At 70.6% G+C, this 25,072-nt stretch carries 23 protein-coding genes; 11 read left to right on the top strand and 12 right to left on the bottom strand.

The window, feature by feature from the left end:
* Window positions 1-8: 8 nt before the first annotated feature.
* The 6 genes from ACIBEJ_RS16870 to ACIBEJ_RS16845 all read right to left on the bottom strand — a co-directional run bounded on the left by ACIBEJ_RS16870 (window position 9) and on the right by ACIBEJ_RS16845 (window position 6,398).
* Window positions 9-713 (bottom strand): SRPBCC family protein, encoded by a 705-nt coding sequence (locus ACIBEJ_RS16870; protein ID WP_397183642.1) that lies wholly within the window; start codon window positions 711-713, stop codon window positions 9-11.
* A 67-nt stretch (window positions 714-780) separates the two neighbouring features.
* Window positions 781-1,635 carry an FAD binding domain-containing protein gene (locus ACIBEJ_RS16865; RefSeq protein ID WP_397183641.1) on the bottom strand — a complete coding sequence of 285 codons (855 nt, stop codon included), beginning with the start codon at window positions 1,633-1,635 and terminating at the stop codon, window positions 781-783.
* A complete protein-coding gene (locus tag ACIBEJ_RS16860) occupies window positions 1,632-3,947 on the bottom strand; it encodes a xanthine dehydrogenase family protein molybdopterin-binding subunit (RefSeq protein ID WP_397183640.1) in 2,316 nt (771 codons plus the stop codon). Before ACIBEJ_RS16860 ends, ACIBEJ_RS16865 begins: the two co-directional genes overlap by 4 nt.
* Complete coding sequence (locus ACIBEJ_RS16855; protein ID WP_397183639.1) at window positions 3,944-4,420, bottom strand: (2Fe-2S)-binding protein; 477 nt, start codon at window positions 4,418-4,420, stop codon at window positions 3,944-3,946. Before ACIBEJ_RS16855 ends, ACIBEJ_RS16860 begins: the two co-directional genes overlap by 4 nt.
* Before the next feature lie 69 nt (window positions 4,421-4,489).
* Complete coding sequence (locus tag ACIBEJ_RS16850; RefSeq protein ID WP_397183638.1) at window positions 4,490-4,693, bottom strand: hypothetical protein; 204 nt, start codon at window positions 4,691-4,693, stop codon at window positions 4,490-4,492.
* Window positions 4,683-6,398 (bottom strand): PspC domain-containing protein, encoded by a 1,716-nt coding sequence (locus tag ACIBEJ_RS16845; protein WP_397183637.1) that lies wholly within the window; start codon window positions 6,396-6,398, stop codon window positions 4,683-4,685. The genes ACIBEJ_RS16850 and ACIBEJ_RS16845 overlap by 11 nt, the downstream gene beginning before the upstream one ends.
* Before the next feature lie 114 nt (window positions 6,399-6,512).
* Between ACIBEJ_RS16845 and ACIBEJ_RS16840 the strand changes: the two genes are divergently transcribed.
* The gene (locus ACIBEJ_RS16840; protein ID WP_397183636.1) at window positions 6,513-7,727 is read left to right on the top strand and encodes a PspC domain-containing protein; all 1,215 of its coding nucleotides are present in this window, start codon (window positions 6,513-6,515) and stop codon (window positions 7,725-7,727) included.
* Entirely contained in the window at window positions 7,720-8,352 is a 633-nt protein-coding gene (locus tag ACIBEJ_RS16835) for a response regulator (RefSeq protein WP_397183635.1), read from the top strand. The genes ACIBEJ_RS16840 and ACIBEJ_RS16835 overlap by 8 nt, the downstream gene beginning before the upstream one ends.
* Window positions 8,353-8,470: 118 nt before the next feature.
* Here the strand turns inward: ACIBEJ_RS16835 and ACIBEJ_RS16830 are convergent, their stop codons facing one another.
* Window positions 8,471-9,472, bottom strand: coding sequence for a phosphotransferase (locus ACIBEJ_RS16830; RefSeq protein ID WP_397183634.1), 1,002 nt, complete (start codon window positions 9,470-9,472; stop codon window positions 8,471-8,473).
* 214 nt (window positions 9,473-9,686) lie between these two features.
* On the opposite strand from ACIBEJ_RS16830, the gene ACIBEJ_RS16825 reads away from it, so the two are divergent.
* A complete protein-coding gene (locus ACIBEJ_RS16825) occupies window positions 9,687-11,057 on the top strand; it encodes a glutamate--cysteine ligase (RefSeq protein WP_397183633.1) in 1,371 nt (456 codons plus the stop codon).
* Here ACIBEJ_RS16825 and ACIBEJ_RS16820 read toward each other — a convergent pair.
* The gene (locus tag ACIBEJ_RS16820) at window positions 11,054-12,004 is read right to left on the bottom strand and encodes a helix-turn-helix domain-containing protein (protein ID WP_397183632.1); all 951 of its coding nucleotides are present in this window, start codon (window positions 12,002-12,004) and stop codon (window positions 11,054-11,056) included. The two genes, ACIBEJ_RS16825 and ACIBEJ_RS16820, sit on opposite strands and share 4 nt — an antisense overlap.
* Window positions 12,005-12,138: 134 nt before the next feature.
* On the opposite strand from ACIBEJ_RS16820, the gene ACIBEJ_RS16815 reads away from it, so the two are divergent.
* From ACIBEJ_RS16815 to ACIBEJ_RS16800, 4 genes are read left to right on the top strand one after another with little or no spacing between them, the layout of a single operon-like run.
* Complete coding sequence (locus ACIBEJ_RS16815; RefSeq protein ID WP_397183631.1) at window positions 12,139-14,598, top strand: BTAD domain-containing putative transcriptional regulator; 2,460 nt, start codon at window positions 12,139-12,141, stop codon at window positions 14,596-14,598.
* Between the two features lie 5 nt (window positions 14,599-14,603).
* Window positions 14,604-15,242: a neutral zinc metallopeptidase gene (locus ACIBEJ_RS16810; RefSeq protein WP_397183630.1), complete on the top strand. Its 639-nt coding sequence runs from the start codon at window positions 14,604-14,606 to the stop codon at window positions 15,240-15,242.
* Between the two features lie 56 nt (window positions 15,243-15,298).
* Window positions 15,299-15,556, top strand: a complete 258-nt coding sequence (locus ACIBEJ_RS16805) for a WhiB family transcriptional regulator (RefSeq protein ID WP_397183629.1) — start codon at window positions 15,299-15,301, stop codon at window positions 15,554-15,556.
* A 9-nt stretch (window positions 15,557-15,565) separates the two neighbouring features.
* A complete protein-coding gene (locus ACIBEJ_RS16800; protein WP_397183628.1) occupies window positions 15,566-16,279 on the top strand; it encodes a lysostaphin resistance A-like protein in 714 nt (237 codons plus the stop codon).
* A gap of 385 nt (window positions 16,280-16,664) precedes the next feature.
* On the opposite strand, the gene ACIBEJ_RS16795 is transcribed toward ACIBEJ_RS16800, so the two are convergent.
* Entirely contained in the window at window positions 16,665-17,384 is a 720-nt protein-coding gene (locus tag ACIBEJ_RS16795; protein WP_397183627.1) for a PIG-L deacetylase family protein, read from the bottom strand.
* A gap of 125 nt (window positions 17,385-17,509) precedes the next feature.
* On the opposite strand from ACIBEJ_RS16795, the gene pcrA reads away from it, so the two are divergent.
* Window positions 17,510-19,726, top strand: coding sequence for a DNA helicase PcrA (gene pcrA / locus ACIBEJ_RS16790; RefSeq protein ID WP_397184317.1), 2,217 nt, complete (start codon window positions 17,510-17,512; stop codon window positions 19,724-19,726).
* 300 nt (window positions 19,727-20,026) lie between these two features.
* Here pcrA and ACIBEJ_RS16785 read toward each other — a convergent pair whose 3' ends face one another.
* Window positions 20,027-20,599: a DUF6461 domain-containing protein gene (locus ACIBEJ_RS16785; protein ID WP_397183626.1), complete on the bottom strand. Its 573-nt coding sequence runs from the start codon at window positions 20,597-20,599 to the stop codon at window positions 20,027-20,029.
* Window positions 20,600-20,848: 249 nt separating this feature from the next.
* Here ACIBEJ_RS16785 and ACIBEJ_RS16780 point away from each other — a divergent pair, with 249 nt between their 5' ends.
* Window positions 20,849-21,349, top strand: coding sequence for a hypothetical protein (locus ACIBEJ_RS16780; RefSeq protein WP_397183625.1), 501 nt, complete (start codon window positions 20,849-20,851; stop codon window positions 21,347-21,349).
* A 19-nt stretch (window positions 21,350-21,368) separates the two neighbouring features.
* On the opposite strand, the gene ACIBEJ_RS16775 is transcribed toward ACIBEJ_RS16780, so the two are convergent.
* The gene (locus ACIBEJ_RS16775; RefSeq protein ID WP_397183624.1) at window positions 21,369-21,935 is read right to left on the bottom strand and encodes a TetR/AcrR family transcriptional regulator; all 567 of its coding nucleotides are present in this window, start codon (window positions 21,933-21,935) and stop codon (window positions 21,369-21,371) included.
* Between the two features lie 103 nt (window positions 21,936-22,038).
* On the opposite strand from ACIBEJ_RS16775, the gene ACIBEJ_RS16770 reads away from it, so the two are divergent.
* Entirely contained in the window at window positions 22,039-22,416 is a 378-nt protein-coding gene (locus tag ACIBEJ_RS16770) for a DUF4267 domain-containing protein (RefSeq protein WP_397183623.1), read from the top strand.
* A gap of 260 nt (window positions 22,417-22,676) precedes the next feature.
* Here the strand turns inward: ACIBEJ_RS16770 and ACIBEJ_RS16765 are convergent, their stop codons facing one another.
* Window positions 22,677-23,561 (bottom strand): L,D-transpeptidase, encoded by an 885-nt coding sequence (locus ACIBEJ_RS16765; RefSeq protein ID WP_397183622.1) that lies wholly within the window; start codon window positions 23,559-23,561, stop codon window positions 22,677-22,679.
* A 140-nt stretch (window positions 23,562-23,701) separates the two neighbouring features.
* Between ACIBEJ_RS16765 and galE the strand changes: the two genes are divergently transcribed.
* Window positions 23,702-24,685, top strand: coding sequence for a UDP-glucose 4-epimerase GalE (gene galE / locus ACIBEJ_RS16760; RefSeq protein WP_397183621.1), 984 nt, complete (start codon window positions 23,702-23,704; stop codon window positions 24,683-24,685).
* The last annotated feature ends 387 nt before the right edge of the window (window positions 24,686-25,072 follow it).

Raw genomic sequence — 25,072 nt, 5'->3', positions numbered from 1 at the left:
CGCCTTAACTACCGCAAAAAACGCCTGATCAGCCAGATGATCAGCGCCACCAGCGCGACCCCGCCGACGAGCGGCGCCACCCGCTTCAGCAACGGCGCGCCGGCCACCTCCAGAAGGTCCAGCGCCTCCTCGTCGGCCGTGCGCGAGGTCCGCAGCGTCCCGCTCGGGTGCGCGTCCGCGACCGCCGCCGGCTCGGGGACCGCGCTCAGGTGCCGCTCCTCGTCCTCCTGCCGCTCCGGTACGGCTGCCGCCTCCCCGCCCCCCGGCTCGGCCAGCAACTCAGCCAGGTTGGCCGCGAATTTGTCGATCAGCTTGGCCCCGACCTCGGCCATCACGCCCTTGCCGAACTGCGCGGGCCGCCCCGTCACGTTGAACGTCGTCTCCACGCTCACCACGCTCGACGGTCCAGCCGGGGTCAGCTTGGCGACGACGGTGGCCGAGGCGGTGCCGGAACCCCTCGCCTCCTTGCCCGACGCCTTGAGCGTGAGCGTGTGGGCGTCCTTGTCCACGTCCTCGAAGCGGGCCGAGCCCCGGTAGGTCACGGTGATCGGCCCGACCTTCACCTTCATCCGGCCGGTGAACTCGTCCCCCTCGACCAGGTCGAGCGCCGCGCCGGGCAGGCAGGGCGCCACCCGCTCGACGTCGAGCAGCACCGCCCAAGCCTGCTCCACCGGAACCGGAACCGTGAACTCGTGCTCGAACCGCATCGCCATTGACGCCTCCTTTTTGCGACATTACGCCGGAAAGGGGGCACCCCGGAAGGGGCGCCCCCATCGTGCCCTAAGGAGTTCCGGCCGCCGTCCTGACCGCGCGATGGGTCAGGACCCTGGCCAGGTGCCGCCGGTAGTCCGGCTGGGCGTGCAGGTCGGCGGGCGGCGCGGTGTCGGCCGCCGCCTCCTCGCAGGCCTGCCGGACGGCCTCGCCGAGCTCCACACCCTGCAGCGCGCTCTCCGCGGCACGCGCGCGCACCGGGGTCGTGCCCATGTTGCTCAGCCCGATCCTCGCCTCCTGGATCGAGCCGTTGGAGCGCCGCACGGCCACGGCAACTCCCACGATCGCCCACGCCTGCACCGTGCGGCGGAACTTCTCGTAGTGGAAGCCCCACTCGCCGCCCAGCTTGGGGATCTTGGCCCCGACCAGGATCTCGCCGGCCTCCAGCGTCGTCTCCAGGTAGTCGGCGAAGAAGTCGGCGGCCGGGATCTCCCGCTCGCCCCGCGCCGACCTGGCCACCAGGACGCCGTCCAGCGCCAGGATCACCGCGGGCAGGTCCGCCGCGGGGTCGGCGTGGGCCAGCGAGCCGCCGAACGTGCCGCGGTGCCGTACCGCGGGGTCGGCGACCGTGGCGGCGGCCAGCGCCACCAGCGGGCAGTCCGCCGCGACCACCGGCGAGCGCAGGACCTCGTCGTGCGTCGTGAGCGCGCCGATGAAGACGTGGTCGCCGCGGTCGTGCACGCCCGACAGGCCGGGCAGGCGGCCGATGTCCACGAGCGTGGTCGGGTAGGACAGGCGCAGGCGCAGCAGCGGCAGCAGCGACTGCCCGCCCGCCAGCGCCTTCGCCTCGTCGTCCGCGGCGAGCGCCTCGCAGGCCTCCTCCACCGTCGCCGGGCGCACGTAGTCGAACTGTGCGGGGATCATGAAAGGGCCCTCCAGATCCGCTCGGGCGTGCATGGCATCTGGACGTCGTGGACGCCACGCGGGCGCAGCGCGTCCACGATGGCGTTGACCACGGCCGGGGTGGAGGCGATCGTGCCGGCCTCGCCGACGCCCTTGACGCCGAGCGGGTTCGATGTGGCCGGGGTCTCGGTGCGGTCGGTGACGAACGCCGGCAGGTCCGCCGCCGACGGCACCAGGTAGTCGGCCATCGTCGAGGTGAGCAGGTTGCCCTCGGCGTCGTAGACGGCCTCCTCGAACAACGCCTGCGCCACGCCCTGCGCGATGCCGCCGTGCACCTGGCCCTCGACGATCAGCGGGTTGACGACCTTGCCCACGTCGTCCACGGCCACGTAGGAGCGGATCTTCGTCATGCCCGTCTCGGTGTCCACCTCGACCGCGCACAGGTGGGTGCCGTGCGGGAAGGAGAAGTTGTCCGGGTCGACGGTCGCGTCCGCGTCCAGCCTCGGCTCCACCCCGTCGGGCAGGTCGTGGGCGGCGAACGTGGCCAGCGACAGCTCCTGGATGGTCTTGCCGCTGTCGGTGCCGCGCACCCTGAACGTGCCCTCGCTGAACTCGACGTCGTCGGGCGCGCACTCCAGCACGTGCGCCGCGATCTTCCTGGCCTTCTCCTTGACCTTCTCGCAGGCCGCGAGCACCGCCATGCCGCCGACGACCAGCGAGCGCGAGCCGTAGGTGTCCATGCCCTTGTGGGAGATCGCGGTGTCGCCGTGGATGACCGAGACGTCCTCGAACGGCACGCCGAGCGCGTCGGCCACGATCTGGCTCCACGCGGTCTCGTGGCCCTGACCGTGCGGCGACGAGCCCGTGACCACCTCGACCTTGCCCGTCGGCAGCATGCGCACCGAGCCGTGCTCCCAGCCGCCCGCCCCGTAGGACAGGCTCCCGAGCACCCGGCTGGGCGCCAGCCCGCACATCTCCGTGTACGTCGAGACGCCGATCCCCAACTGGACCGGATCGCCCCGGTCACGCCGGTCGCCCTGTTCGGCCCGCAGCTTGTCGTAGCCGAACAGCGCCAGCGCCTTGTCCGTGGCCGCCTCGTAGTTGCCCGAGTCGTAGGTCAGCCCGGCCACCGTCGTGAACGGGAACTCCTCGTGCCTGATCCAGTTGCGCCTGCGCACCTCGATCGGGTCCAGGTTGAGCTCGGCGGCCAGTTCGTCCATGACCCGCTCGATGGCGTACGTCGCCTCCGGCCGCCCGGCGCCGCGGTAGGCGTCGGTCGGCATCTTCGTGGTGAAGACGCCGGTGCAGTTGAAGTCGTACGCGGCCATCTTGTAGATGCCGTTGAACATGAACGCGCCCAGGATCGGCACGCCCGGCGTCACCAGCATCAGGTACGCGCCCATGTCGGCCAGGAGCTCCACCCGCAGCCCGCGGATGCGCCCGTCGGACTCGGCCGCCAGCGTCACGTGCTGGATCTGGTCGCGGCCGTGGTGGGCGGTGAGGTTGCCCTCCGAGCGCGACTCCGTCCACTTGACCGGCCTGCCGGTCTTCCTCGTCAGCAGCAGGCAGAGCACCTCTTCCGCGGTGACCTGGAGCTTCGAGCCGAACCCGCCGCCCACGTCGGGGGCGACCACGCGCAGCTTGTGCTCGGGGATGCCGGTGGTCAGCGCCAGCATCAGCCGCAGGATGTGCGGGATCTGGGTCGCGCTCCACAGCGTGAAGCTGTCGCCGTCCGTGGTGGCCATGACCGCCCGCGGCTCCATCGCGGTCGGGATGAGCCGCTGCTGGATGTAGGTGCGGTCGATCAGGACGGGCGCGTCCCGCAGCGCCGCGTCCACGTCGCCCTGGGTGAGCCGCCAGGTGAACGCCTGGTTGCCCGCCTCGTGCACCTTCGGGCTGCCCTCGGTGAGCGCGTCGTTCATGTCGAGCACGGGCGGCAGCGGCTCGTAGTCCACCTCGATCGCGTCCAGGGCGTCGGCCGCCTTGTAGCGGTCGGTCGCCACCACGCAGGCGACCGCCTCACCCACGTAGCGCACCTCGTCGATCGCCATCGGCGGATGGTCGGGGATGACGGTGTCCTCGCTGACCGGCCACGCGCACGGCAGGCTGCCCTGCTCCTGCGCGAAGTCCGCGCCCGCGTAGGCGGCGATCACGCCGGGCAGGTCGCGGGCCGCGGACACGTCGACCCTGGTGATGCGGGCGTGCGCCATCGGGCTGCGCAGGAACGCCACGTAGGCCATCCCGGGCAGTTGCATGTTGTCGGTCCACTGCGTGCGGCCGGTGAGCAGGCGCGCGTCCTCCTTGCGCAGTCTGGCCGTGCCGACCTCGGTCATGGCGTCTTCACCGCCATCTCCTGCGCGCCCCGCCGGATCGCCTTGACGATGTTGCAGTAGCCGGTGCACCGGCAGAGGTTGCCCTCAAGGCTGTGCCTGATGGACTCCTCGGACGGTTCCGGATCCTCGCGCAGCAGGTCGATGGCGGCCATGACCATGCCGGGCGTGCAGTAGCCGCACTGCAGGGCGTGCTCCTCGTGGAAGGCGCGCTGCATGGGGTGCAGCGTGCCGTTGGCGGCCAGGCCCTCGATGGTGGTGACGGCGCTGCCGTCCGCCTGGACCGCGAGCACGGAGCAGCTCTTGACGGACTTGCCGTCCAGCAGCACCGTGCAGGCGCCGCAGTTGCTGGTGTCGCAGCCGATCGGGGTTCCGGTCTTGCCTAGCCGGTCTCTCAGCAGATGGACGAGGAGGAGCCGCGGCTCCACTTCCTCCTCGTACGCGATTCCGTCGACGGTGATGGCGATTCGGGGCATACGTCCTCCCTCTCAGGGGGGCAAGGCGGACACTCGCCAACGTACGCCGGTGTTTGTCCCGGTCAAGGGTCACTTACGGCGAGTGATCCTCGCGACGACCGCCACCAGCCCCGCAAAACCTAGCCCGACCACCGTCAGCGCAACCAGCACCGCCGCGTCCGTGATCGAATTCGTTGCCAGGAGAATGCCCAGGACCACGAAGAGCATGCCGCTGAGCAGCGCCATCCAGTCGGTCCTGTGCAACTGGCGCGGCTTGTCCACATCACGCTGCACGCCGCACCTCCACGTCGCCCATGCCGCCGCGCAGGTTCAGCACGATCGTCGAGACCGCGCCCTTGGGCGGCGTCTCCGGGGTCAGCACTTTGTCGAACTCCACGTCCACTCCGCCGCGCAACGACTGGTCGATCGTGATGTCGCCGACCTTCGCCGTCGCGTGCACCTCCACCCGTGCGGAGGGCGGCACGATCACCATCAGCTCGCCGACCGACACCGAGGCGTTGAACTCCGCCGTCGCGCCCGGCTCCAGCTTCAGCTCCGACAGGTCGAGGCGGCCCTCGCCCACGCCCACGTCGTAGCTTCTACTGGCCTCGGCCATGGTCATCGGGGTCCAGTCGTAGTCCCCGACCCGCTTCGGCAGGCCGCCGACGATCAGGCCGCTGGCGATGACGACCGCCACCAGCGTGCCCAGGGCCACCAGGCCGGCGCCGCGACCCCACCAGGCGGCGACCAGCAGGCCGGCGCCGATCGTGATGAGCACCGCCGCGCCTACCGTGGTCGGGTTCACGCCTTGGGCCGACCCGGATTGGACAGCCACGAGGATCCCTCCAGTGATGAGTGCCATGAGCACGGTGATCACGCCGATGAAGGAGCGTGGCCGCTTCTTCTTCGCCGGCGGCGGGACCGGCTTGCCGTACAGGGCGGGGTCGTAGGGGGAGTAGCCGGCGCGCTTGGCCGGGTCCAGTGGCTGGTAGGGGCCGTGGGGGGCGAACGGCTCCTCGTGCCTGATGCGCGGGACGCCCTCGGCCGGCCGCGGGCTCTGCGGCTCGGGCCTGCCGGCCGCGCGGGCGGCGCGCTTCTCGCGCATGAGCGCCTCGACGCGGAGCATGGCCTCCTCGCGGGTGGGCGGCCTGTCCTGCGCGCCGTGGACGCGCGGGGGACGGCGCTCGTCAGGCAGCGGCTGGCCGTAGGGGACGGACTCCTCGCGGGCCGCGGGCTCCGCACGGACGACCGGCTCCGCACGGGTGTGCGGCTGCTCGCGCGTCATCGGCTCCTCGCGGGGCATCGGCTCCTCGCGCGTCAGGCCCTCCTCGCGCGTGACCGGCTCTTCGCGGAGGTGCGGCTCTTGGCGGGTGTGCGGCTCCTCGCGGGGGTGCGGCTCTTCGCGGGTCATCGGCTCTTCGCGGGGCGTCGGCCTTTGTCCTGGGTACGGCGGAGCCGCCGCCTCGGCCGCGAACGCCACGTCCACCATCGTCCGGCCGGGCTCGGGGCGGCCGTAGGCAGGCGGCACCCCGGGAGCGGGCTGCGGCGAGACGGTCTGCCTGCGGCTCAGCCGTTCCGGCATCGAACGCGCCAGCGCCAGCAGGTCCACCCCGTTGGCGTGCGCGGTTAGCAGGGAGATGACCAGCATCAGGCCGACCACCAGCGTGCCGGTCGCCAGCCAGACCGTGGTCAGGTTGATGCCGAGCCCGAAGGCCAGCACCGCGGTCATCAGCGCCATCACGGCCTCGGCGTCGAAGTCGCGCCGGGTCCACTGCTCGATCATGCCGGGCATGCCCCGCGTGTCCTTCATGAGCATGAACGCCGCGATGTAGAGGAAGAACCCGACACCGGAGCCGAACAGCAGGATCGCGAACCCGACCCGGTACACCACCGGATCGATTCCCGTGTACCTGCCCAGGCCGGCGCACACCCCGGTCAGGATGCGCCCTTCGCTGCTGCGGCGCAGGACCCGGGCCTGGTTCGATGGAGCTTCCGTCATGTACTCCATCGTGACGGCACCCGCGCGTGCCCGCATCCGGGACACCCCTGAGCCGACCCTGGGGGTTGTTCCCTGATGCCCGCACCCCCGCCGACATGTGACTATGACGGTGTTATGGCTGACCAGAAGACTCTCGCAGAGCCCGGCACCGCCGAGGCGCCCTATCGCCGCATGCGCCGGCGCATGGACGGCCGCCTCGTCGGCGGCGTCGCCCACGCGCTGGCCGACCAGTTGAGGCTGGATCCGGTGGTGATCCGGCTGGCGTTCGTGCTGCTGTCCGTCGTGGACGGCGTCGGCGCGGTGGCCTACGCCGTCCTGTGGATGGTGACGCCGCGGGAGCCGTACGAGGGACAGCCTCCCTCGCGGGACTGGAGCCAGCTCGCGGCGTTCGTCGCGATCGGGGTGGCGCTGTTCGCCTTCGGCTGGATCAGCGGCGCCTCGCAGGGCGGCATCGGGATGATCCCGTTCGCGATCGGCGGCATCGGCGCGCTGATCCTCTGGCAGCAGGCCGACCCCGACCGGCGCCGGGACTGGGTCGCGGGCGGCACCAAGAGCATCCGCAAGAACCGGGCCCGCACGCTGATCGGCATCGTGCTCGTGGTCGCGGGCGGCTTCGGCTTCCTCATCGCCCAGGACGAGCTGCAGGACGCGACGCCCGGCCTGCTGTTCACCGTCGTGGTGGTCGTCGGGCTCGTGGTAATCGTCGCGCCCTGGCTGGCGGGCCTGTGGAAGGAGCTCCAGCTTGAACGGCGGGAGCGCATCCGGCAGGAGGAACGGGCCGAGATGGCGGCGATGGTCCACGACTCGGTGCTCCACACGCTCACGCTCATCCAGCGCGTCGCCCACGATCCGCGTGAGGTCGCGAGGCTCGCCCGTTCGCAGGAACGCGAGCTGCGCAACTGGCTCTACCAGCCCAAACAGGACGCCGATGCCACGCTGGCCGCCGCCGTACGCAGGATCGCGGCCGAGGAGGAGGACGCCCACGGCGTCCCGATCGAGGTGGTCTGCGTCGGCGACATCGACATCGACGCCGAGGGCAAGCTCGTCGCGCTGCTGAAGGCCTCCAGGCAGGCGATGGTCAACGCGGCCAAATACTCTGAGAGCCAGTCCATCTCCGTTTACGCGGAAGTGGAGGGTGAAGAAGTCACCGTTTTCGTGAAGGATCGGGGCAAGGGCTTCGATCTGGACGAGGTGCCGCTGGACCGGATGGGCATCAGGGAGTCCATCATCGGCAGAATGGAACGGCACGGTGGCAGCGCCAGAGTACGCACCGAGCCGGGTGAGGGCACAGAGGTGATGTTGACGATGAAGGTGGCGAAGCGTGATTAAGGTCTTGATCGTCGACGACCACCGGCTGTTCCGCTCCGGGGTACGCGCCGAGCTGGGCGACTCGATCCAGGTCATCGGCGAGGCGGAGGACGTCGACTCGGCCGTCCGGGCGATCGCCGAGATGGAGCCGGACGTGGTGCTGCTCGACGTGCACATGCCGGGCGGCGGCGGCCAGGAGGTCCTGCGCCGGGTGCTCGGCTCGGGGGCGCAGGTGCGCTTCCTGGCGCTGTCGGTCTCCGACGCCGCCGAGGACGTGATCGGGGTCATCAGGGGCGGCGCCCGCGGCTACGTCACCAAGAACATCAGCGGCAAGGAGCTGACCGACGCCATCCGCCGCGTGTCGGAGGGCGACGCCGTCTTCTCGCCCCGGCTGGCCGGGTTCGTCCTGGACGCCTTCGCCTCCTCCGAGGCGCCGCCCATCGACCCCGAGCTGGACTCGCTGACCCAGCGGGAGCGGGAGGTGCTCCGGCTGATCGCGCGCGGGTACGCGTACAAGGAGATCGCCAAGGAGCTGTTCATCTCGGTGAAGACGGTGGAGACGCACGTGTCGTCGGTGCTGCGCAAGCTGCAGTTGTCCAACCGCCACGAACTGTCCCGCTGGGCCACCGCCCGCCGCCTGGTCTGACCCCGCCCGCGTCTCCGGCCCAGACTCCCGCAACCGCCCCGAGGCGGGAACCCCGAGGGCCCACAGGGTTGTGACCTTTCAGGGGTTCAGGCCGTGGGGGTCAACGCCTACCCCATCGTCAAGGTGATCGGCGGCGGGGCCGAGGTGCTGTGGTGCTCCCAGCGTGACGGCCGGGGCCGGCCGAGGGCACGCCCTGCCCGACCCAGAGCCTGATCTGCTCGGCCGCCTGCTCGGCGACGGGATGCCCGGCCGGGCGGGTGACGAGGTCGCTGAGCGCGAACATGTCGAGCACGCGCCCCAGGTAGCTCCACTCCTCCGCCAGGGGCAGGTCGGCGGGCTGATGCTCGGCGAACGCGCGGCAGAAGCCGTCGACGAACCCGGCGGGATAGCCGGTGCCGAACCTGACCATGTTGGCCGCGTCGCCATAGGGGCATCCCGAGTAGCCGAACTCCCAGTCCAGGACGGCATCCACGCGCCAGCCGCCGCGCGTACGTGTGACCAGGATGTTCTTGGGGTTGATGTCGGCATGAACCAGCCGGGCCTGCTCGTCGATGCGGGCCAGTGCCGGGGCGTGGGACGCGCAGAGGCTCACCCAGGCGCGCCGCGTGGCCTGATCCAGGCGGGCCTCGGCGGTGGCGGCCATGCAGGTCTCGGCAACCTCGCCGAGCTGCTGCGACCACGGACGTTCCGGGCCGACGGACAGGTGCTCGTCGATGAAGAATCCCGGGTGGCCGAACCTCACCGCGCCGATTCCCGCGACGACTCGTCCCACTTCGGCGCCGAGATCCCCCATGGACGTCGCGGTGATGCTTCCGTCGGCCAGTACCCGGCTGAGCGGCGTCCCCGCCACATACTCCAGGACCATGCCCGGCCGGCCGTTCTCCGCCGCCGGCCCGGACGGCAGGACCGTCAAGACCCGCGGGACCGGAACCTGCCCGCCGGCCGCCGTCATGACGGCGGCCTCGATGGCCGGATCCCCTCCGCCGAACCGCGCGACGACCTGGCCGTCGGTGAGCGTGAGCAGGCACGTCTCGTGGGAGAAGCCGCCCGCCAGCGTCGACGTCTCCACCACGGTACGGCCAAGCGCGGCGGCGACGCGGCGTATCTCTCCGGACCTCATCGGCCCAGTCTCGCAGCCGAGGCGGTGCGACCCGCAGGGCGAGGGTCTGTGCACCCGTGGGGAGGGGCCGTCCAAAGGGGTGGGCTGGTGTTTGGTTGTGGATCGTGCGACATTTCGAGGTATGGGCAGGGACGTGCCAGTCGTCGTGTTCAGCCGAGAAGACCGCAGGACCTATCGGGAAAAGGTACGACGGTGTCTGGATGTTTTCGCCCAGATGCTGCGGGAATCCCGCTTCGAGCTTGAACGCCCCCTGGCCGGGCTGGAGATCGAGCTCAACATCGTCGACGAACGCGGCGAGGCCGCCATGCGCAACGCGCAGGTCCTGGCCGCCATCGCCCAGCCCGACTGGGCCACCGAACTGGGCCAGTTCAACATCGAGATCAACATCGAACCCCAGGGCCTCGACGGCGACGGCGCCCTGGCCCTGGAGAACGACGTACGCACAAGGCTCAACCACGCCGAGTCCAGAGCCAGATCGGAAGGCGGGCACCTGGTCCTGATCGGCATCCTGCCGACCCTGCGCGAGCAGGACATCGGCGAGGGCACCCTGTCGGCCAACCCCCGCTTCCGCCTGCTCAACGAGCAGATCTTCGCGGCCAGGGGCGAGGACCTGCACCTGCTCATCGAGGGCGTGGAACGCCTGGACACGCATGCCGACAGCGTGGCGCCCGAGGCCGCGTGCACCAGCGTCCAGCTCCATCTCCAGGTCAGCCCGGAGGCGTTCGCCGCCCACTGGAACGCCGCCCAGGCCATCGCCGGTGCACAGGTCGCCGTCGCGGCGAACTCGCCGTACCTCTTCGGGAAGGAGCTGCACCGCGAGACCAGGATCAGCCTCTTCGAGCAGGCCACGGACACGCGCCCGGCCGAGCTGAAGGAGCAGGGGGTGCGCCCGCGGGTGTGGTTCGGGGAGCGGTGGATCACCAGCGTGTTCGACCTGTTCGAGGAGAACGTCCGCTACTTTCCCGCCCTGCTGCCGCTCGTCGAGCACGAGGACCCGCGGGAGCTGCTGGAACGCGGCCTCATCCCGCACCTGCCCGAGCTGACCCTGCACAACGGCACCATCTACCGCTGGAACCGCCCCGTCTACGCCGTCGTCGACGGCGCGCCCCACCTGCGCGTGGAGAACAGGGTGCTCCCGGCGGGCCCGACGGTCCTCGACATCGCCGCCAACGCAGCCTTCTACTACGGCCTGATGGCGGTCCTGCCCTATGCGGAGCGGCCGATCTGGAGCCAGATGTCGTTCGCCGCCGCCGAGGACAACCTCAACACCGCCGCCAGGCACGGCATCGACGCCCGCCTGTACTGGCCGGGCGCGGGGGAGGTCCCCGCGGTCGAGCTGATCCTGCGCCGCCTGCTGCCGATGGCCCACGAGGGCCTCGAACGCTGGGGCGTCGACAAGGCGGTCGCCGAGCGCCTGCTGGGCGTGATCGAGGGACGCTGCCTCAGCGGGCGTACGGGCGCCACGTGGCAGGTGGACAAGGTCAACGCGATCGGCGGCGACCGGCACGAGGCGCTGCGCGCGATGACGATGGAGTACATCGAGCGCATGCACAGCAACGAGCCCGTCCACACCTGGCCCGTCTAGGTCAGCAGGCTCTCGCCCAGTTCGGTGATCGTGTGCATGACGGAGTTCTCCTCGCGGCTGCTGGTGATCAGGCCCGCCGCGCGCAGCACCGACGCGTGCTGGCTGGCCGAGGAGGGGGAGATGTGCAGCAGCCGGGCGAGCTGGGTCGTGGAGCGCGCGCTCCTGGTGGCGCGCAGCACCGCCGCCCGGGTGGGGCCGAGCAGCCCGGAGACCGCGTCGGCCGCCTCGTCGCCCGTGGGCAGCAGCCACGCGCCGCGGTGTTCCACCGGGTAGACGAGCACCGGCGGCAGGCCGGGGTCGGCCAGGCTGACCGGCGTGCCCCAGCAGAACCACGACGGGATCAGCACCAGCCCGCGCCCGCCCAGGTAGAGGTCCCGGTCGACCGGGTACTCCACGTGCAGCACCGGCGGGTGCCAGCGCATGATCGGCCGCAGGCTGTGCAGGACCGCCTCGACGCCGCCGGAGTGGAAGGCGCGCAGCCGCCGCGCGTGGTCGGCGGCGACCTGGTTGCGGACCTGGCCCCAGTAAGGGGCGACGGCGATCCGGTGCAGGGAGCGCAGCGCGCCGGCGACCTCGTCCATCGCCTGCGCGTCGGCGCGCGAGAGGTCCCTGGCCCAGCCGGTACGGCCCGGCAGCCGGGAAAGCTCGTCCCTGACCCTGGCGCCCGGCGTGGACAGCAGGGTGTCGAGGCCGTCGTCGAGCGTGCCGCCGTTGCCCGGCGTGAGGAAGTCGGGGAAGTAGGGCCGGGGCGGCGCCAGCGAGCGCAGCCCGCCCAGCGGTTCGGCCGACAGCCTCGGGGCCACCTGGGTGAGCCAGTCGGCGAAGAAGGTACGGCCGCGCCGGCCGTACAGTCGATGGAGACTGAAGACCGTCTCCCAGAGCGGATCGGCGGAGGACGCCAGGCGGGTGCGCGCGAGGTCGTCCCCGGTGAAGTGAATGCGTAACATGCGACCGGCCTCTTCGGTGGATCGTGCCGCCATTATGACCAGAAATTTCGTCATATCGGTGTCATAAGCAGGGTCTTTCGGTTGTGGTCGAAAGAGGGTGACCGGGGCGGGCGCGATGGGTGAGGCTGAGCGCCATGTTCCGCGTTCTCGGCCCGCTCGAGATCACGGTGGGTGAACGGCCGGCGCAGCCCCCCGGACCGCGCCAGCGCGAGCTCCTCGCTCTGCTGCTGCTGCGCGCCAACCAGGTGGTCTCCATCGGCACCATCGTCAGGCTGGCCTGGGGCGAGCGGCCGCCGCCCACCGCGCGGCGGCAGGCCCAGAACTGCGTGGGACGGCTGCGCAGGCTCATGACCGACGTCGGGCTGTCACCGAGGACGATCGTGACGACACCCGGCGGCTACCTGCTCAAAGTGGCCGACGACCAGCTCGACATGCTGGCCTTCCTCGCGCTGGCCGACGAAGGACGTGCCCTCGCGGGGGCAGGGCACGTCTGGAAGGCCAGTCGGCGCTACCGTTCGGCGCTGGCGTTGTGGCGCGGGCCGGCGTTCCAGGGGATCGAGCTCGGGCCGCTGGCCGGAGAGGTCGAACGGCTCGACGAGCGGCGCCTCGCCGTACTCGAGGACTGCCTGGATCTCGAACTGCGGCTCGGCAAGCACGCGGCCGTCGCCGACGAGCTGTCCGTGCTCGTCACGCAGCACCCGCTGCGCCAGCGCATGTGGGGACAGATGGTGCTCGCGCTGTTCCGCTGCGGGCGCGAGGACGAGGCGCTGATCGCCTTGGAACGCGCCCGCGCCCGCTTCGAGCCGGGCGAGCGGCTGCTGGCGATCGAGGCGGCGATCCTGCGCGGCGAGGCCGGCGTCCCGGAACGTCCCGGCCGGCTGCCCGCGGACCTGCCCGACTTCACCGGGCGCGAGGACGAGACCGCCGCGCTGGCCGCCCTCCTGAGCCGCGAGGCCGGCGCCGTGGTGTCCGGCGAGGCGGGCATCGGCAAGACCGCGCTCGCCGTGCACGTGGCCCACCGCGTCAACGGCCGCTACCCCGACGGCCAGCTCTACGCCAGCCTGCGCGGCAGCGGGCCCGCGGAGGTGCTGTCCGGGTTCCTGCGGCGGCTCGGCGTGCCCGGCCACGCGGTGCCCGACACGCTGGAGGAGCGTGCCGAGCTCTACCGCAACAAGCTCGCGGGACGGCGCGCGCTCATCGTGCTCGACGACGTGGCCGACGCCGCCCAGGCCCGCCCGCTGCTGCCCGAGGCCCCGCGCTGCGCCGTGCTCATCACCAGCCGCTCCGGACTCGACGAGCTGACCGGCGGCTCCCGGCTGCCGGGACTGGGAGGGATGTCGGCGGGCTCCGTTCTGCCCGGGCTCGGAGGTCTGGCGGATGAGGCGTTCCGCCCGGAACCGGGAGGAATGGCGGAGGGGGCCTTCCGTTCCGGTCTGGGTGACGTCACCGCGGGACCACCCGGGCCCGGGCCCCTCCCCTCCTGGATCGCCTCGACGGGAATGTCCGGGTTCTGGGCTCGCCGCAGCCGCCTGAGCGCGCCGCGCGCCGGCCTCTCGCTCGTACGGCTCACGCCCTTGGACAGCGGGCCCGCCATGACGCTGCTTGCCAAGATCGCGGGGGCCGGACGGGTGGCGGCCGAGGCGGCGGCGGCTCGCGACCTGGTACGGCACTGCGGCGGCTCACCGTTGGCCGTCCGCGTGGCGGCGGCCCGCCTGGCCGCCGAGCCCCGGTTGCCGGTGAGCTGGCTGGCGGAACGCCTGTCCATTCCCCCGGGCGACCACCAGTCCGGTGGCGTCGCTGCTGTGGGCTGGCCGGTTGCCGAGGTGCTCCGGCTGGGATGTGCCGGGCTGCCCGAGGGCGCCCAGCGGCTGCTGCGCCTGGCCGCCCTGGTCGAGGCGCCCGACTTCGCGCCCTGGGTCTGCGCCGCGCTCCTGGACGCCGACCTGGCCGAGGCGGAGGAACTGGCGGAACGCCTGGTGGAGGCCCAACTCCTGGAACGCACCTCACCTGCCCGCTACCGCCTCCACGAGGTCGTCCGCGCATTCGCCTCGGAGCTTGCCGAAGGGCAGGTCGCGGGGCCCTCCGGGCAAGTCTCCGGGGCTGTCTCCGGGCCCGCCGCCTCCGGGCCCGCCGCCTCTGGGCCCGCCGCCTCTGGGCCCGCCGCCTCTGGGCCCGCCGCCTCTGGGCCCGCCGCCTCCGGGCCCTCCGCCTCCGGGCTCGCGGCCTCTGGGCTCGCCGTCTCCGGTGAGCGGGCCGAGGCGTTGGGGCGGTTGCTTGACGGGTGGCTTGTGCTTGCCGATCAGGCCAACGGGTTGCGGTTCGGGGGTGGCAGTGGTCCGCCGGAAGGGCGCTGGACGCCGCACGGCGTGGCCGTGGGGGATCCTGCCGACTGGTTCGAGAGCGAGCGCCCCGGTCTGGTCTCCGCCGTACGGCAGGCCGCCGCGGAGGGCCGTACCGAACACTGTTGCCGACTGGCCGTGGCCCTGGCCCGCTTCCTGGAGGGCGCCGGTCACCTCGACGACCTGGCCGAATGCCTGAGGCTGGCACTGGCCGCCAATCCGCAGAGTGAAGCCGGGCACACTTGGGCATTGTGAACCACGTGAAGCGTCCCCTCGCGCTCGCTCTCCTGCTGGCGCTGCTGACCGCGTGCGGCGTCGTCCGCCCCCAGTCCATGGACTCCACGGGCAAGGACACCTTCGAGGACGACGTGAACTCGGCCAGGGTGCTGAGCGAGGAGTACTGGAAGCAGCAGTTCGCCGCGCTGGGCCGTACCTACCGGCCCGTCACGGACTTCGTGGCCTACCAGGGCGAGGCCGGGCCGAGCTGCGGCGGGCAGCCGTCCGTGCCGAACAACGCCTTCTACTGCCCGGCCGGCCACTTCATCGCCTACGACGCCCGCTGGATGCGCGGCCTCTGGGAGGAGATGGGGGACGGTTCCGTCTACCTGATCATCCCGCATGAGTTCGGGCATGCCGTACAGGCGCAGCTTGAGACGTCGTTCCAGCTCAACGTGCAGCAGGAGCTCCAGGCGGACTGCTACGCGGGCGGCACGCTCGCCGCGCTGGTGCAGTCCGGCGCGCTCCGGGCGGAACCCGGCGACGAGGAGGAGCTCCTGCTCAACCTGGCCGCCGCCGGCGACCCCGAGGAGGACTGGTTCAACCCCCAAGCCCACGGTACGGCCGAGCAGCGCCAGGCCTCCTTCGCCGTCGGATACCGCGACGGAGTAGGCGGCTGCTGAGAAGTACGACCACGGGATGATGCGCGCCGCCACCGCCCCGGTCTAGCGTTGGCCTCATGCCGTTGGGAGAGATCAGCTGGCTGCGCAGGGGGGCCTGCCGTACCAGCGATCCTGAGCTGTTCTTCCCGCTCGCGCCGAGCCCCGCACAGGAGGCGCGGGCCAAGGCCGTCTGCGCCGGGTGCCAGGTGCTCGACCGGTGCCGTGACTACGCGCTGAGCGCCGGAGAGTCCGAGGGGATCTGGGGCGGGATGACGCCGGAGGAGCGCCGTCGCGCCCGCTTCCCCGCGGGCTGGCACAGTCCGGCCGCCAGTTAGCCTGCAGAGGTGCTGCTACGTTCCCTCGCCGTACTCACCGCGGCCAACATCCTCAACAACCGGATCGCCCCCCGCCTGGGCCCCCTCACCTCCGCCGCGGCGACCGCGGCGCTGGTCGCGATGGCCCGCAGGTCCGGCCTGACCTGGGAGGAGCTCGGCTTCCAGCACGGCCGCAGGGGAGCGGTGGCCGGAGGCGCCCTGTTCGCCGCCGTGGCCGTCGTCTACACCGCCGGAATCTCCCACCCGAGAACCCGCCCCCTCTTCCACGACGAGCGAGCCCTGTCGTTGACCCCCGCCAGAGCCCTGGAGGAGGCGCTGGTGCAGGTCCCGTTCGGCACCGTGCTGCTGGAGGAGGTCGGCTTCCGCGGCGTCCTGTACGCCGACCTGCGCCGCCGCTACGGCACCGCCATGGCGACGGCCGGATCGTCGGCGGTGTTCGGCCTGTGGCACATCCTGCCGTCGATCGACATGGCCAAGGCCAACCCGGCCCTCGGCGCCCTGACCGCCGCCGAGTCGCCCAACCACCTGGACACGGCACGGGTGGTGGCCGGCAGCGTGGTCTCCACGGGGGTGGCAGGGGCGGCGTTCTGCGAACTCCGCCGCCACGCCGGCCTGGCCGCCCCCGTCCTCCTCCACCTGGCGACCAACTCCCTGGGCTACTTGTTCGCCCGCCTCTCCACCCGCCTCCCAACCCACCCCAAGAAGCCCACCCCCTCGGCCTAGGCTTTCCGCCCTCCGCCCGCGAGCCGTTTCCACCCTGCGGGCCGTGTCCACCTCGCGGGCCGTGTCCACCCGCGGGCCGTTCCACCCCTGGGGCCGTTCCACCTCTGAGGCCGTTCCACCCTCGGGCGCTCCGCCACGCCTTCCGCCTTCCACCCTCGTCCGCCTTTCCCCCTTGGCCATCGGGGTCTGTGCTGCCTGGGCTGTCGGGTAGTTGGGGTGGGTGGGGTGGGGTTGTCCCGGTTGGGTGGGTAAGGGGGCGTCGTTGCGGTGGTGCGCCCCGTGCGGGGTCAGAGGCGTCTCCCTGGAGGCCCTCAGCCATGTGCGGCGGGTGGCGGGTGGGGGCGGCTTCGCCGTAAGGGAAGGTGATGGTTTTGATCTTGGGGATCTAGGCGGTGGGGACGATTTGGAAGGGTTCGGCGGCGTGGCCGGCGGGAAGGCCGGCGGTGGCGCCGTTTTGGAGGAAGCGCTCGCGGACAAACGCCTCAAAGCCCTCCCGGTGCGACACCTGGCTCACGTGGGACAGCAGTGCCGCCACCTTGCGGTCGAGTGAGGCGGTGATGTCCACCCAGTGGTTCGGGGTGCTGCCGCCGTTGAGCCACACCTCGCGCACTGTCCACTCCGTCAGGCCCTCGTCCCGCAGCAGTTCGGGGAAGGCGTACGGGTTGCGCGCGTCCGGGTAGACCGCGTCCAGCGTCGCCCCGCCGACCGCGCGGTGGTCGGGATGGCTGGGCGCGACGAACTGGTAGTTGCGGTCCGGATGGTGTGTGATGACCAGGTCCGGGCGGACTTGCCGGATCACCCGGGCGATGTCCCGCCGCAGCTCCAGGGACGGCACGACGGTGCCGTCGGAGTAGCCGAGGAAGCGCAGGTCGCTCACGCCCACCGCCTTCGCGGCGGCCGTCTGCTCGGCGCGGCGCAGTTCCGCCATGCCCGCGTTGTCCTGTGCGCGCTCGTTGCCCCCCGCGTCGCCGTCGGTGACGAGCAGGTAGGTGACCTCGACGCCCCGATCGACCATGAGCGCCACGGTTCCGGCCGCGCCGAAATCCGCGTCATCCGGGTGCGCGGTGACCACCAGTACCCTGTTGACCTCGTTCTCCGCCAGCATGACAGCCCCTTTCCGATCTCTCCTTGGGCACAACCAGAGGTCCCGGGTCGGCATTCCGAGTCACGATTGTCGGTGGGGCGTCCTAACCTAGGGGCGTGCCGACCCAAGTCTCTCTAGACCACCCACTGCTCGACGGCCTCAACCCGCAGCAGCGCGAGGCCGTGATCCACCATGGCAGCCCGCTGCTCATCGTCGCGGGGGCGGGGTCGGGGAAGACGAGGGTGCTGACGCACCGCATCGCCTACCTGCTGGCCGAGCGGAAGGTCCATCCGGGCGAGATCCTGGCGATCACCTTCACCAACAAGGCCGCCAGGGAGATGAAGGAGCGCATCGACAAGCTCATCGGCCCCCGCTCCAAGGTCATGTGGGTCATGACCTTCCACAGCGCCTGCATGCGCATCCTGCGCAAGGAGGCCAAGCGGCTGGGGTTCCCGTCGAGCTTCTCGATCTACGACCAGGCCGACTCCCAGCGGCTGATGGCGATGGTCTGCCGCGAGATGGACCTCGACCCGAAGCGCTACCCGCCGCGCGGCTTCTCGGCCCAGGTGAGCAACTACAAGAACGAGCTCATCGACTACGAAACCGCCATCGACCGGGCGAACAACCACCTGGAGAAGACCCTCGCCCAGGCGTACAAGGCCTACCAGCTCAAGCTGACCGAGGCCGGGGCCATGGACTTCGACGACATCATCATGAACACGGTGACGCTCTTCCAGCTCTTCCCCGAGGTCGCCGAGCACTACCGGATGCGCTTCCGCCACGTCATGGTCGACGAGTACCAGGACACCAACCACGCCCAGTACATCCTGATCAGGGAGCTCGTCGGCCACCCCGAGCTGAAGACGGCCGACGGCGAGCTGGTGCGCACCGGGTCCGACATGTCGGAGCTGTGCGTGGTCGGTGACGCCGACCAGTCGATCTACGCCTTCCGCGGCGCGACGATCCGCAACATCCTGGAGTTCGAGCGCGACTATCCCGACGCGCGCACGATCCTGCTGGAGCAGAACTACCGCTCCACCCAGAACATCCTCGCCGCCGCCAACGCGGTCATCTCCCGCAACGAGGGCCGCAAGCCGAAGAACCTCTGGTCCGACCAGGGTGACGGTCCCAAGATCGTGGGGTACGTCGCCGACAACGAGCACGACGAGGCCATGTTCGTCGCCCAGGAGGTCGACCGGCTCTCCGACGAGGAAGACGTCAAGCCCGGCGACGTGGCCGTCTTCTACCGGACCAACGCCGCCTCCCGCGTGTTCGAGGAGATCTTCATCAGGACCGGCCTGCCGTACAAGGTGGTCGGGGGTGTGCGCTTCTACGAGCGCAAGGAGGTCAAGGACCTGCTCGCGTACCTGCGCGTGCTGGCCAACCCGGCCGACGTGGTGTCGCTGCGGCGCATCCTCAACGTCCCCAAACGCGGCATCGGCGACCGCGCCGAGGCCATGGTCGAGGCGCTCTCCTCGCGGGAGAACATCACGTTCTGGGACGCGCTGCGCCGCGCCGACGAGGCGTACGGCATGGCCACCCGGTCCCTGAACGCGGTACGCGAGTTCGTGGCCATGCTGGAGGAGCTGATCGCCAAGGGCGAGGGCATGCCGCCGTCCGCGCTGGCCGAGGAGATCCTGGTCGCCACCGGCTACCGTGCCGAACTGGAGGCGTCGGAGGATCCGCAGGACGAGTCCCGCCTGGAGAACCTCAACGAGCTGATCTCGGTGGCCCAGGAGTTCGAGGAGGCCAACCCCGAGGGCACGCTGGTGGAGTTCCTGGAGCAGGTGTCGCTGGTGGCCGACGCCGACCAGATCCCCGACGCCGACGGCGGACAGGGCGTGGTCACCCTGATGACCCTGCACACGGCCAAGGGCCTGGAGTTCCCCGTGGTGTTCCTGACGGCGATGGAGGACGGCGTCTTCCCGCACATCAGGTCCCTGGGGGAGCCCAAGGAACTGGAGGAGGAACGCCGCCTGGCCTACGTGGGCATCACGCGGGCGCAGCAGCGCCTGTACATCACGCGCGCGGCCGTACGCAGCTCATGGGGCGCCCCTTCCTTCAATCCCGCCTCCCGCTTCGTGAACGAGGTTCCGGCTACGTTGCTGGACTGGCGTACCGACCCGGAGAAGTCGGCGCGAACCGCCGCGGTCCGCCGCGACCCGACCCCGGCACCGGCCAAGAAGACGTCCCGCACCGTGCCGACCCTGACACCGGGCGACCGGGTGACCCACGACGCCTTCGGACTGGGCACGGTCGTGTCGGTGGACGGGGTGGCCGAGCGTACCAAGGTCAAGATCGACTTCGGCAGCGGCGGCGAGAAGACGTTGCTGCTGGCCTACGCCCCCCTCGAAAAGCTCTAAGAGCCTGAGGGCCTGAGGGCATGGGCCTTCGCTGCGCTCCGGGCCGGTCGGTGTGGGGGAGCCCAGCTCCCCACACCCCCTTGCCGGGGGTCTTCCGACCCCCGGACCCCCGAGCGTGGGCCGGACAGGGGCCCATGGGGCGCTACGCGCCTAAAGGGGCTGGGCCAGTCGTCGTGGTGGGGCGACCGCCATGGGGCGCCCGGAGCGCATGAACCGCGGCTCCCGGAGAGAGCGGCTATCCGTGGATGGCCGGAGAGTAGTTTTCGCTGCCCCGGACGCGGCCGTAATGGAGGCCATTCTTCAGGATTCTGCTTTTTCGTCGGTCAAGACGAGGTGTGGCCCATCCTTCCACGCCTGGTCCACGCGGACGCCCGTTATGGCCTCCGCGATGGTGAACGCGGCAGCCCGCCAATCCTCCCGCCAATGCGCTCGGGTGATGCCATATCTGCTGGACCACTCCACATACTCGGCTTCGTAAGCCTCAGTCATCTGGCGAACCGGATCGAAGGAAACCTCGAGCCGCCCGTCAATGCCATACGTGAACATCGCGTCGAGCTCGATGGTCCACGCCAGAGCCACGGCTTCGCCACCCGCTGACAGGCCGCGCAGGGTATCCCGCCCCGCTCCCCGGTATCTCGTCAGTTCAACGGTAAGAAGCCAGTCCTCCACCGGTGATATGAGAACGACTCCCTCGTCCGGCGCCATCAAATAGGCCTCGTACACCTCTTCATAAGGTCCTTCGCTGACTTGATCCGGTCGCCCGCCGAAGGCGCGCACGACGCCGTCGACATCGTTGCCGCGCACCCACGTGAGACAGGCAGGCACCTCGAATAATGTCCCGATGAGCTCGCGGTACGCCAAATAGACAGACATATCTCAACTCCCTCGTGAATCATAGGGAAGAACGGCCTGATTCGGATTCACGCGATGATCGAGGCGGGCCGCTCAGGAGTGAGCCGCTGAACTGACCTCATGCTGACGAGGGGCCAAACTTCCACGATCGCTGAGCGCCAACGGCCGGAGTGGCTCGACGTGGGCTTCGGTGGAGGTCACGATGGGAGGGCTCGCCATGGAGCCACTTGCCTCCAGGGTTGCCCTCTCGACGTTGAGGAGACGAACCTCATGCGAGTTCCGCAGGCCAACCACGCGCCACTTCTGGGCCGAAGTCTGGGTGCCGCGGCCGCCCTGCTCGTTGTGGTCGCGTCAATCGCCCCCGCCTACGCCGACGACGCCCCCGCCCCTGCCGACAACACCGCCATCTTTGCCGACGCTCACGCCTCCACCTCGGGCTCCGCTGACGCCTCCGCTTGGGGCTCCGCCCGCGCCTCCACCTCGGGCTCCGCCCGCGCCTCCGCTTGGGGCTCCGCCCGCGCCTCCGCCACGGACGTTCAGGCCGACGCCCGTGCCGTCGTCCCCGGCTACCTGTGCGACACGGCCTATGCCATCGGCTCCGAAGTGCGCGGTGTGCGGCGTTGCGCCGCGTCTGGTGGTGCCCCTGCCAATGGGGCGATTCCGCCGCCCTACGAGATCCACGGCCTGGTTGGTGGCGGATGGACCTGTGCGGGCACGGGTGCGGCGGCGGTTCCCCTTTTCGTCGGTGGCACGGAGTGCGTACGCAAATGAAGTCCCACTAACGGAGGCTCTAGGAGAACCGGGTGACGAGGAGGTTGAGTCGCTGGTCCTGGATGTCTGGGGGGATGCGGCCGGTGTCTGACAGGACGGCCATGCCGTGCAACGCGCTCCAGACGACCTCGGCGAACAGTTCGCGACGCGTGTTGTCCGGGGGGAAGCAGTTCACGAATTCGGCGAAGCCGGCGCGTAGTGGGGGCGGGGTTTCGGCGTGTGCGAACTTCACGTCGATCGGCATGACGAACATCGCCTGGTAGAGGGCGGGGCGGTTGGTGGCGAAGTCCAGGTAGGCGTGGCAGACGGCGTGCAGGGCTTGGCGTGGCTCCGCGGCTGACTGGCGGGCGTGGCGCAGGTGGGTGGCGAGTTCGTCGAAGCCGTCGATCGCCACGGCGCGCACGATGGCGTCCTTGCCGCGGAAGTGGCTGTAGAGCACGGGCTGGCTGTACTCGACGCGTTCGGCGAGCCTTCGGGTGGTTACGGCGTCCCAGCCTTCGGCCTCGGCGAGTTCGCGGGCGGCCGTGATGATCAGTTGGTGGCGTTGGGCGCGTTCGCGTTCACGGCGCTCCTGGGTGGCGGTCATTACGGCATTCTAGCAACGCTAGACATTCTGTCGCCGGTAGGTCTATCGTCGACACGAAATCTAGCGCCGCTAGCTGTTGTGGACACTGTGAAAGGACATGATCATGCTCACCACCATTGCCACCGTGCTCGCCGGACTCGTCGGCGCGGCCGTCATCCTCATGGGCGCCCGTGCCCTCTGGGCGCCGCAGGACGCCGCCGGGTTCGGCATCCCCGATACGCCGACCGAGAGCCCGACCTTCCGCGCCTGGCTGGCCGTCAAGAGCGTGCGGGACGTCTCCGCGGGGATCGTCATCCTCGCCGTGCTGGCAGGAGGGACTGCGCACCTACTGGGCTGGGCCCTGCTGGCCGCCACCGTCATTCCCGTCGGCGACGCGGTGATCGTGCTGCGCAGCGGCGGCCCCAAGGCGGTCGCCTACGGCGTCCACGCCGCCACGGCGGCGGTGATGCTGGTGATCAGCCTGCTGCTCCTCCTCGCATGACCACCGTCCGCCGGTCAACGACCCGCCGTGCCGTCGGCCGCCGGTCAGCGACTCGGGTGGCCGCCGGTCGTCGGGGATGGGAGCGGTACGGCCGGTGGTGGCGGGTCAGCGACTCGGGTGGCCGCCGGTCGTGGGGAGGCGAGTGGTGCGGCCGGTGGTAGCGGGTCGGCGACCCGGGTGGCCGCCGGTCGACGACTTGGGCGGGCGCTCGTTGGTCAGCGCCTGGTAAGGCCACCGACCGCCGGTCAACCCGCCGCCGGTCAGCGGGTCAGGGCGCTGCCTTTTTTCCATTCGGTCCAGTTGAGCTGCCAGTAGCTCCAGCCGTTGTTCCAGTCCAGCTTGCGCTTCGTTCCAGTGATCTTGATGACGTCACCACGCTGGGCGATGCCGTAGAACCACTTGGCGCCCGCCGGAGTGGCCCGCACGCAGCCATGGCTCTGGTTGCTGCGGCCGAGGTACTGGTAGTAGCCGGCACTCTGGTGGACGTACTCGCCGCTGTCGGAGATCCGGACCGCCCAGGGGATCTCCTCCTTGTAGTAGCGCGGGTCCTTGGGATCGGTGACGCCCAGCCACGACGAGGTCATGGTCTCGACGGGCTTCTTGTTCATGGCGAGGTGGATGCCGCTGGAGGTCAGGTAGACGTCGACGCCGTTCTTGACCAGGCCGCCCTTGCCCGCGCTGATCGGGATCTTCTTGGCGAGCTTGCCGTCGCGGGTCACGCGCATGACGTGCTTGCGGGTGTCGACGACGGAGATGTTGGCGGTGCCCACGGCGAAGCGGCGGGTGACGTCCTTGACGGTCTCGTTGCCGGGCAGCTTGCTGAGCTGGGCGGTGAACGTGACCTTCTGGTGCGGCTTCCAGTAGAACTTCGTACGGTAGATGACCTTGCGCGCCGACACCCAGCGCCACGCGCCGTCCACCGGCCGCTCCGATTGGACCTGCAGCAGCGCCTCGACCGCGGCCTTGTCCCGGACGTCGCGGTCGAACGTCACGATGATCGGGAAGCCGACGCCGACCTTCTCCTTGTCCTGCCCCATCGGGGTGATGTCGGCGATGTCGAGCTTCTTCGCGGCGGGCTTCGCGTGCGCGACAGAGGGTACGGCCAGCAGGCCGCAGGCCAGCGCCACAGCGACAATCAATCTCACTTGGGGTACTCCGGGACATGAGGGTGGTGCGTTCCAGAAGTAAGACAAGTGACCGGCGGGATTGGTGCGTCCGATCCGGGTAACGATCTTGCAACGGCTTTGGATCCGCCGTTTGTGCCGGGATGGGTAGGGTGCGGACTGTGCGAGTACTCATCAGCGGTGGAGCGGGATACATCGGCAGCACGATCGCCTCGGCGTGCCAGGACGCGGGCATCACGCCCGTCATTCTGGACAGCCTGGTGACCGGGCGCAGGGAGTTCGCCGAGGGGCGGGACTTCTACGAGGGCGACATCGCCGACGGCGCGCTCATCGACCGGATCTTCGCCGACCATCCGGACATCGAGGCGGTCGTCCACTGCGCCGCGCTGATCGTGGTGCCCGACTCGGTGTCCGACCCGGTCGGCTACTACCGCGCGAACGTCGCCAAGAGCCTCGACTTCACAGACCACCTGATCAGGAACGGCTGCCGCCGCCTGATCTTCAGCTCGTCCGCCTCGATCTACAAGGCGGGCGACGACTTCACCGTGGACGAGGAGTCCGGCCTCGACCCGCAGAGCCCCTACGCCCGTACCAAGGCGCACTGCGAGGCGATGTTCGCCGACATCGCCGCCACCCAGCCGATCGACGTGCTGTCGCTGCGCTACTTCAACCCGATCGGCGCCGACCCGAAGATGCGCACCGGCCTGCAGTTGCGCCGCCCGAGCCACGCGCTGGGCAAGATGATCGAGGCGTACGAGCTGGGGGAGCCGTTCCGCGTCACCGGCACCGGCTGGCCGACCCGCGACGGCTCCGGCATCCGCGACTACATCCACGTCTGGGACCTGGCCACTGCCCACGTGGCCGCCCTGCAGCGCTTCGACAGCGTGATCTCCCGCGCCCACGTCATCAACCTGGGCACCGGCGAGGGCACGACGGTGCTGGAACTGGTGGACGCGTTCAACACCGTGGTGGACCGGCCCGTCGAGGTCCTGGTAACCGACTCAAGGCCAGGCGACGTGGCCGGCGCCTACACCCGCAGCACACGGGCCGCCGAACTCCTGGACTGGCGCGCCGAACACACCCTGACCGAAGGCATCCGCCACTCCTTGCAGTGGGCAGACCTCCGAGACACCCGCCTGCCCTGACGGCCGAAGAACCGCGGGGCGAGCGCCGGTCAGCGACCGTGAGGTGGGCGCCCGTCAGGGAGTTGCCGGGCGGCCGGGTGAGGGCCGGACAAGGAGCCGCGGGGGAGAGGCCGGTCAGCGGGGCCGCCGGGGATCATGGGGTGGACGCCGTCGGCTGGTCAAGGGGGCGGCGTTGCGGCGGGGACCACGTCAGACTGCCGGCCGGCGCTTGAGGCCGCCAAGTCGGTACGGCGGGGCGCGGTGGGCGTGGCCTGCCGTAACGAAGAAAGCGCCGTAACGGAGAGGGCCGTGACGGAGAGGGCCGTGACGGAGAGGGCCGTGACGGAGAGGGCCGTGACGGAGAGGGCCGTGACGGAGAGGGCCGTGACGGAGAGGGCCGTGACGGAG

Source organism: Nonomuraea sp. NPDC050790 (genome assembly GCF_044456745.1).
GTDB lineage: Bacteria > Actinomycetota > Actinomycetes > Streptosporangiales > Streptosporangiaceae > Nonomuraea.
This window is presented reverse-complemented; position numbering and strand designations above follow the sequence as displayed.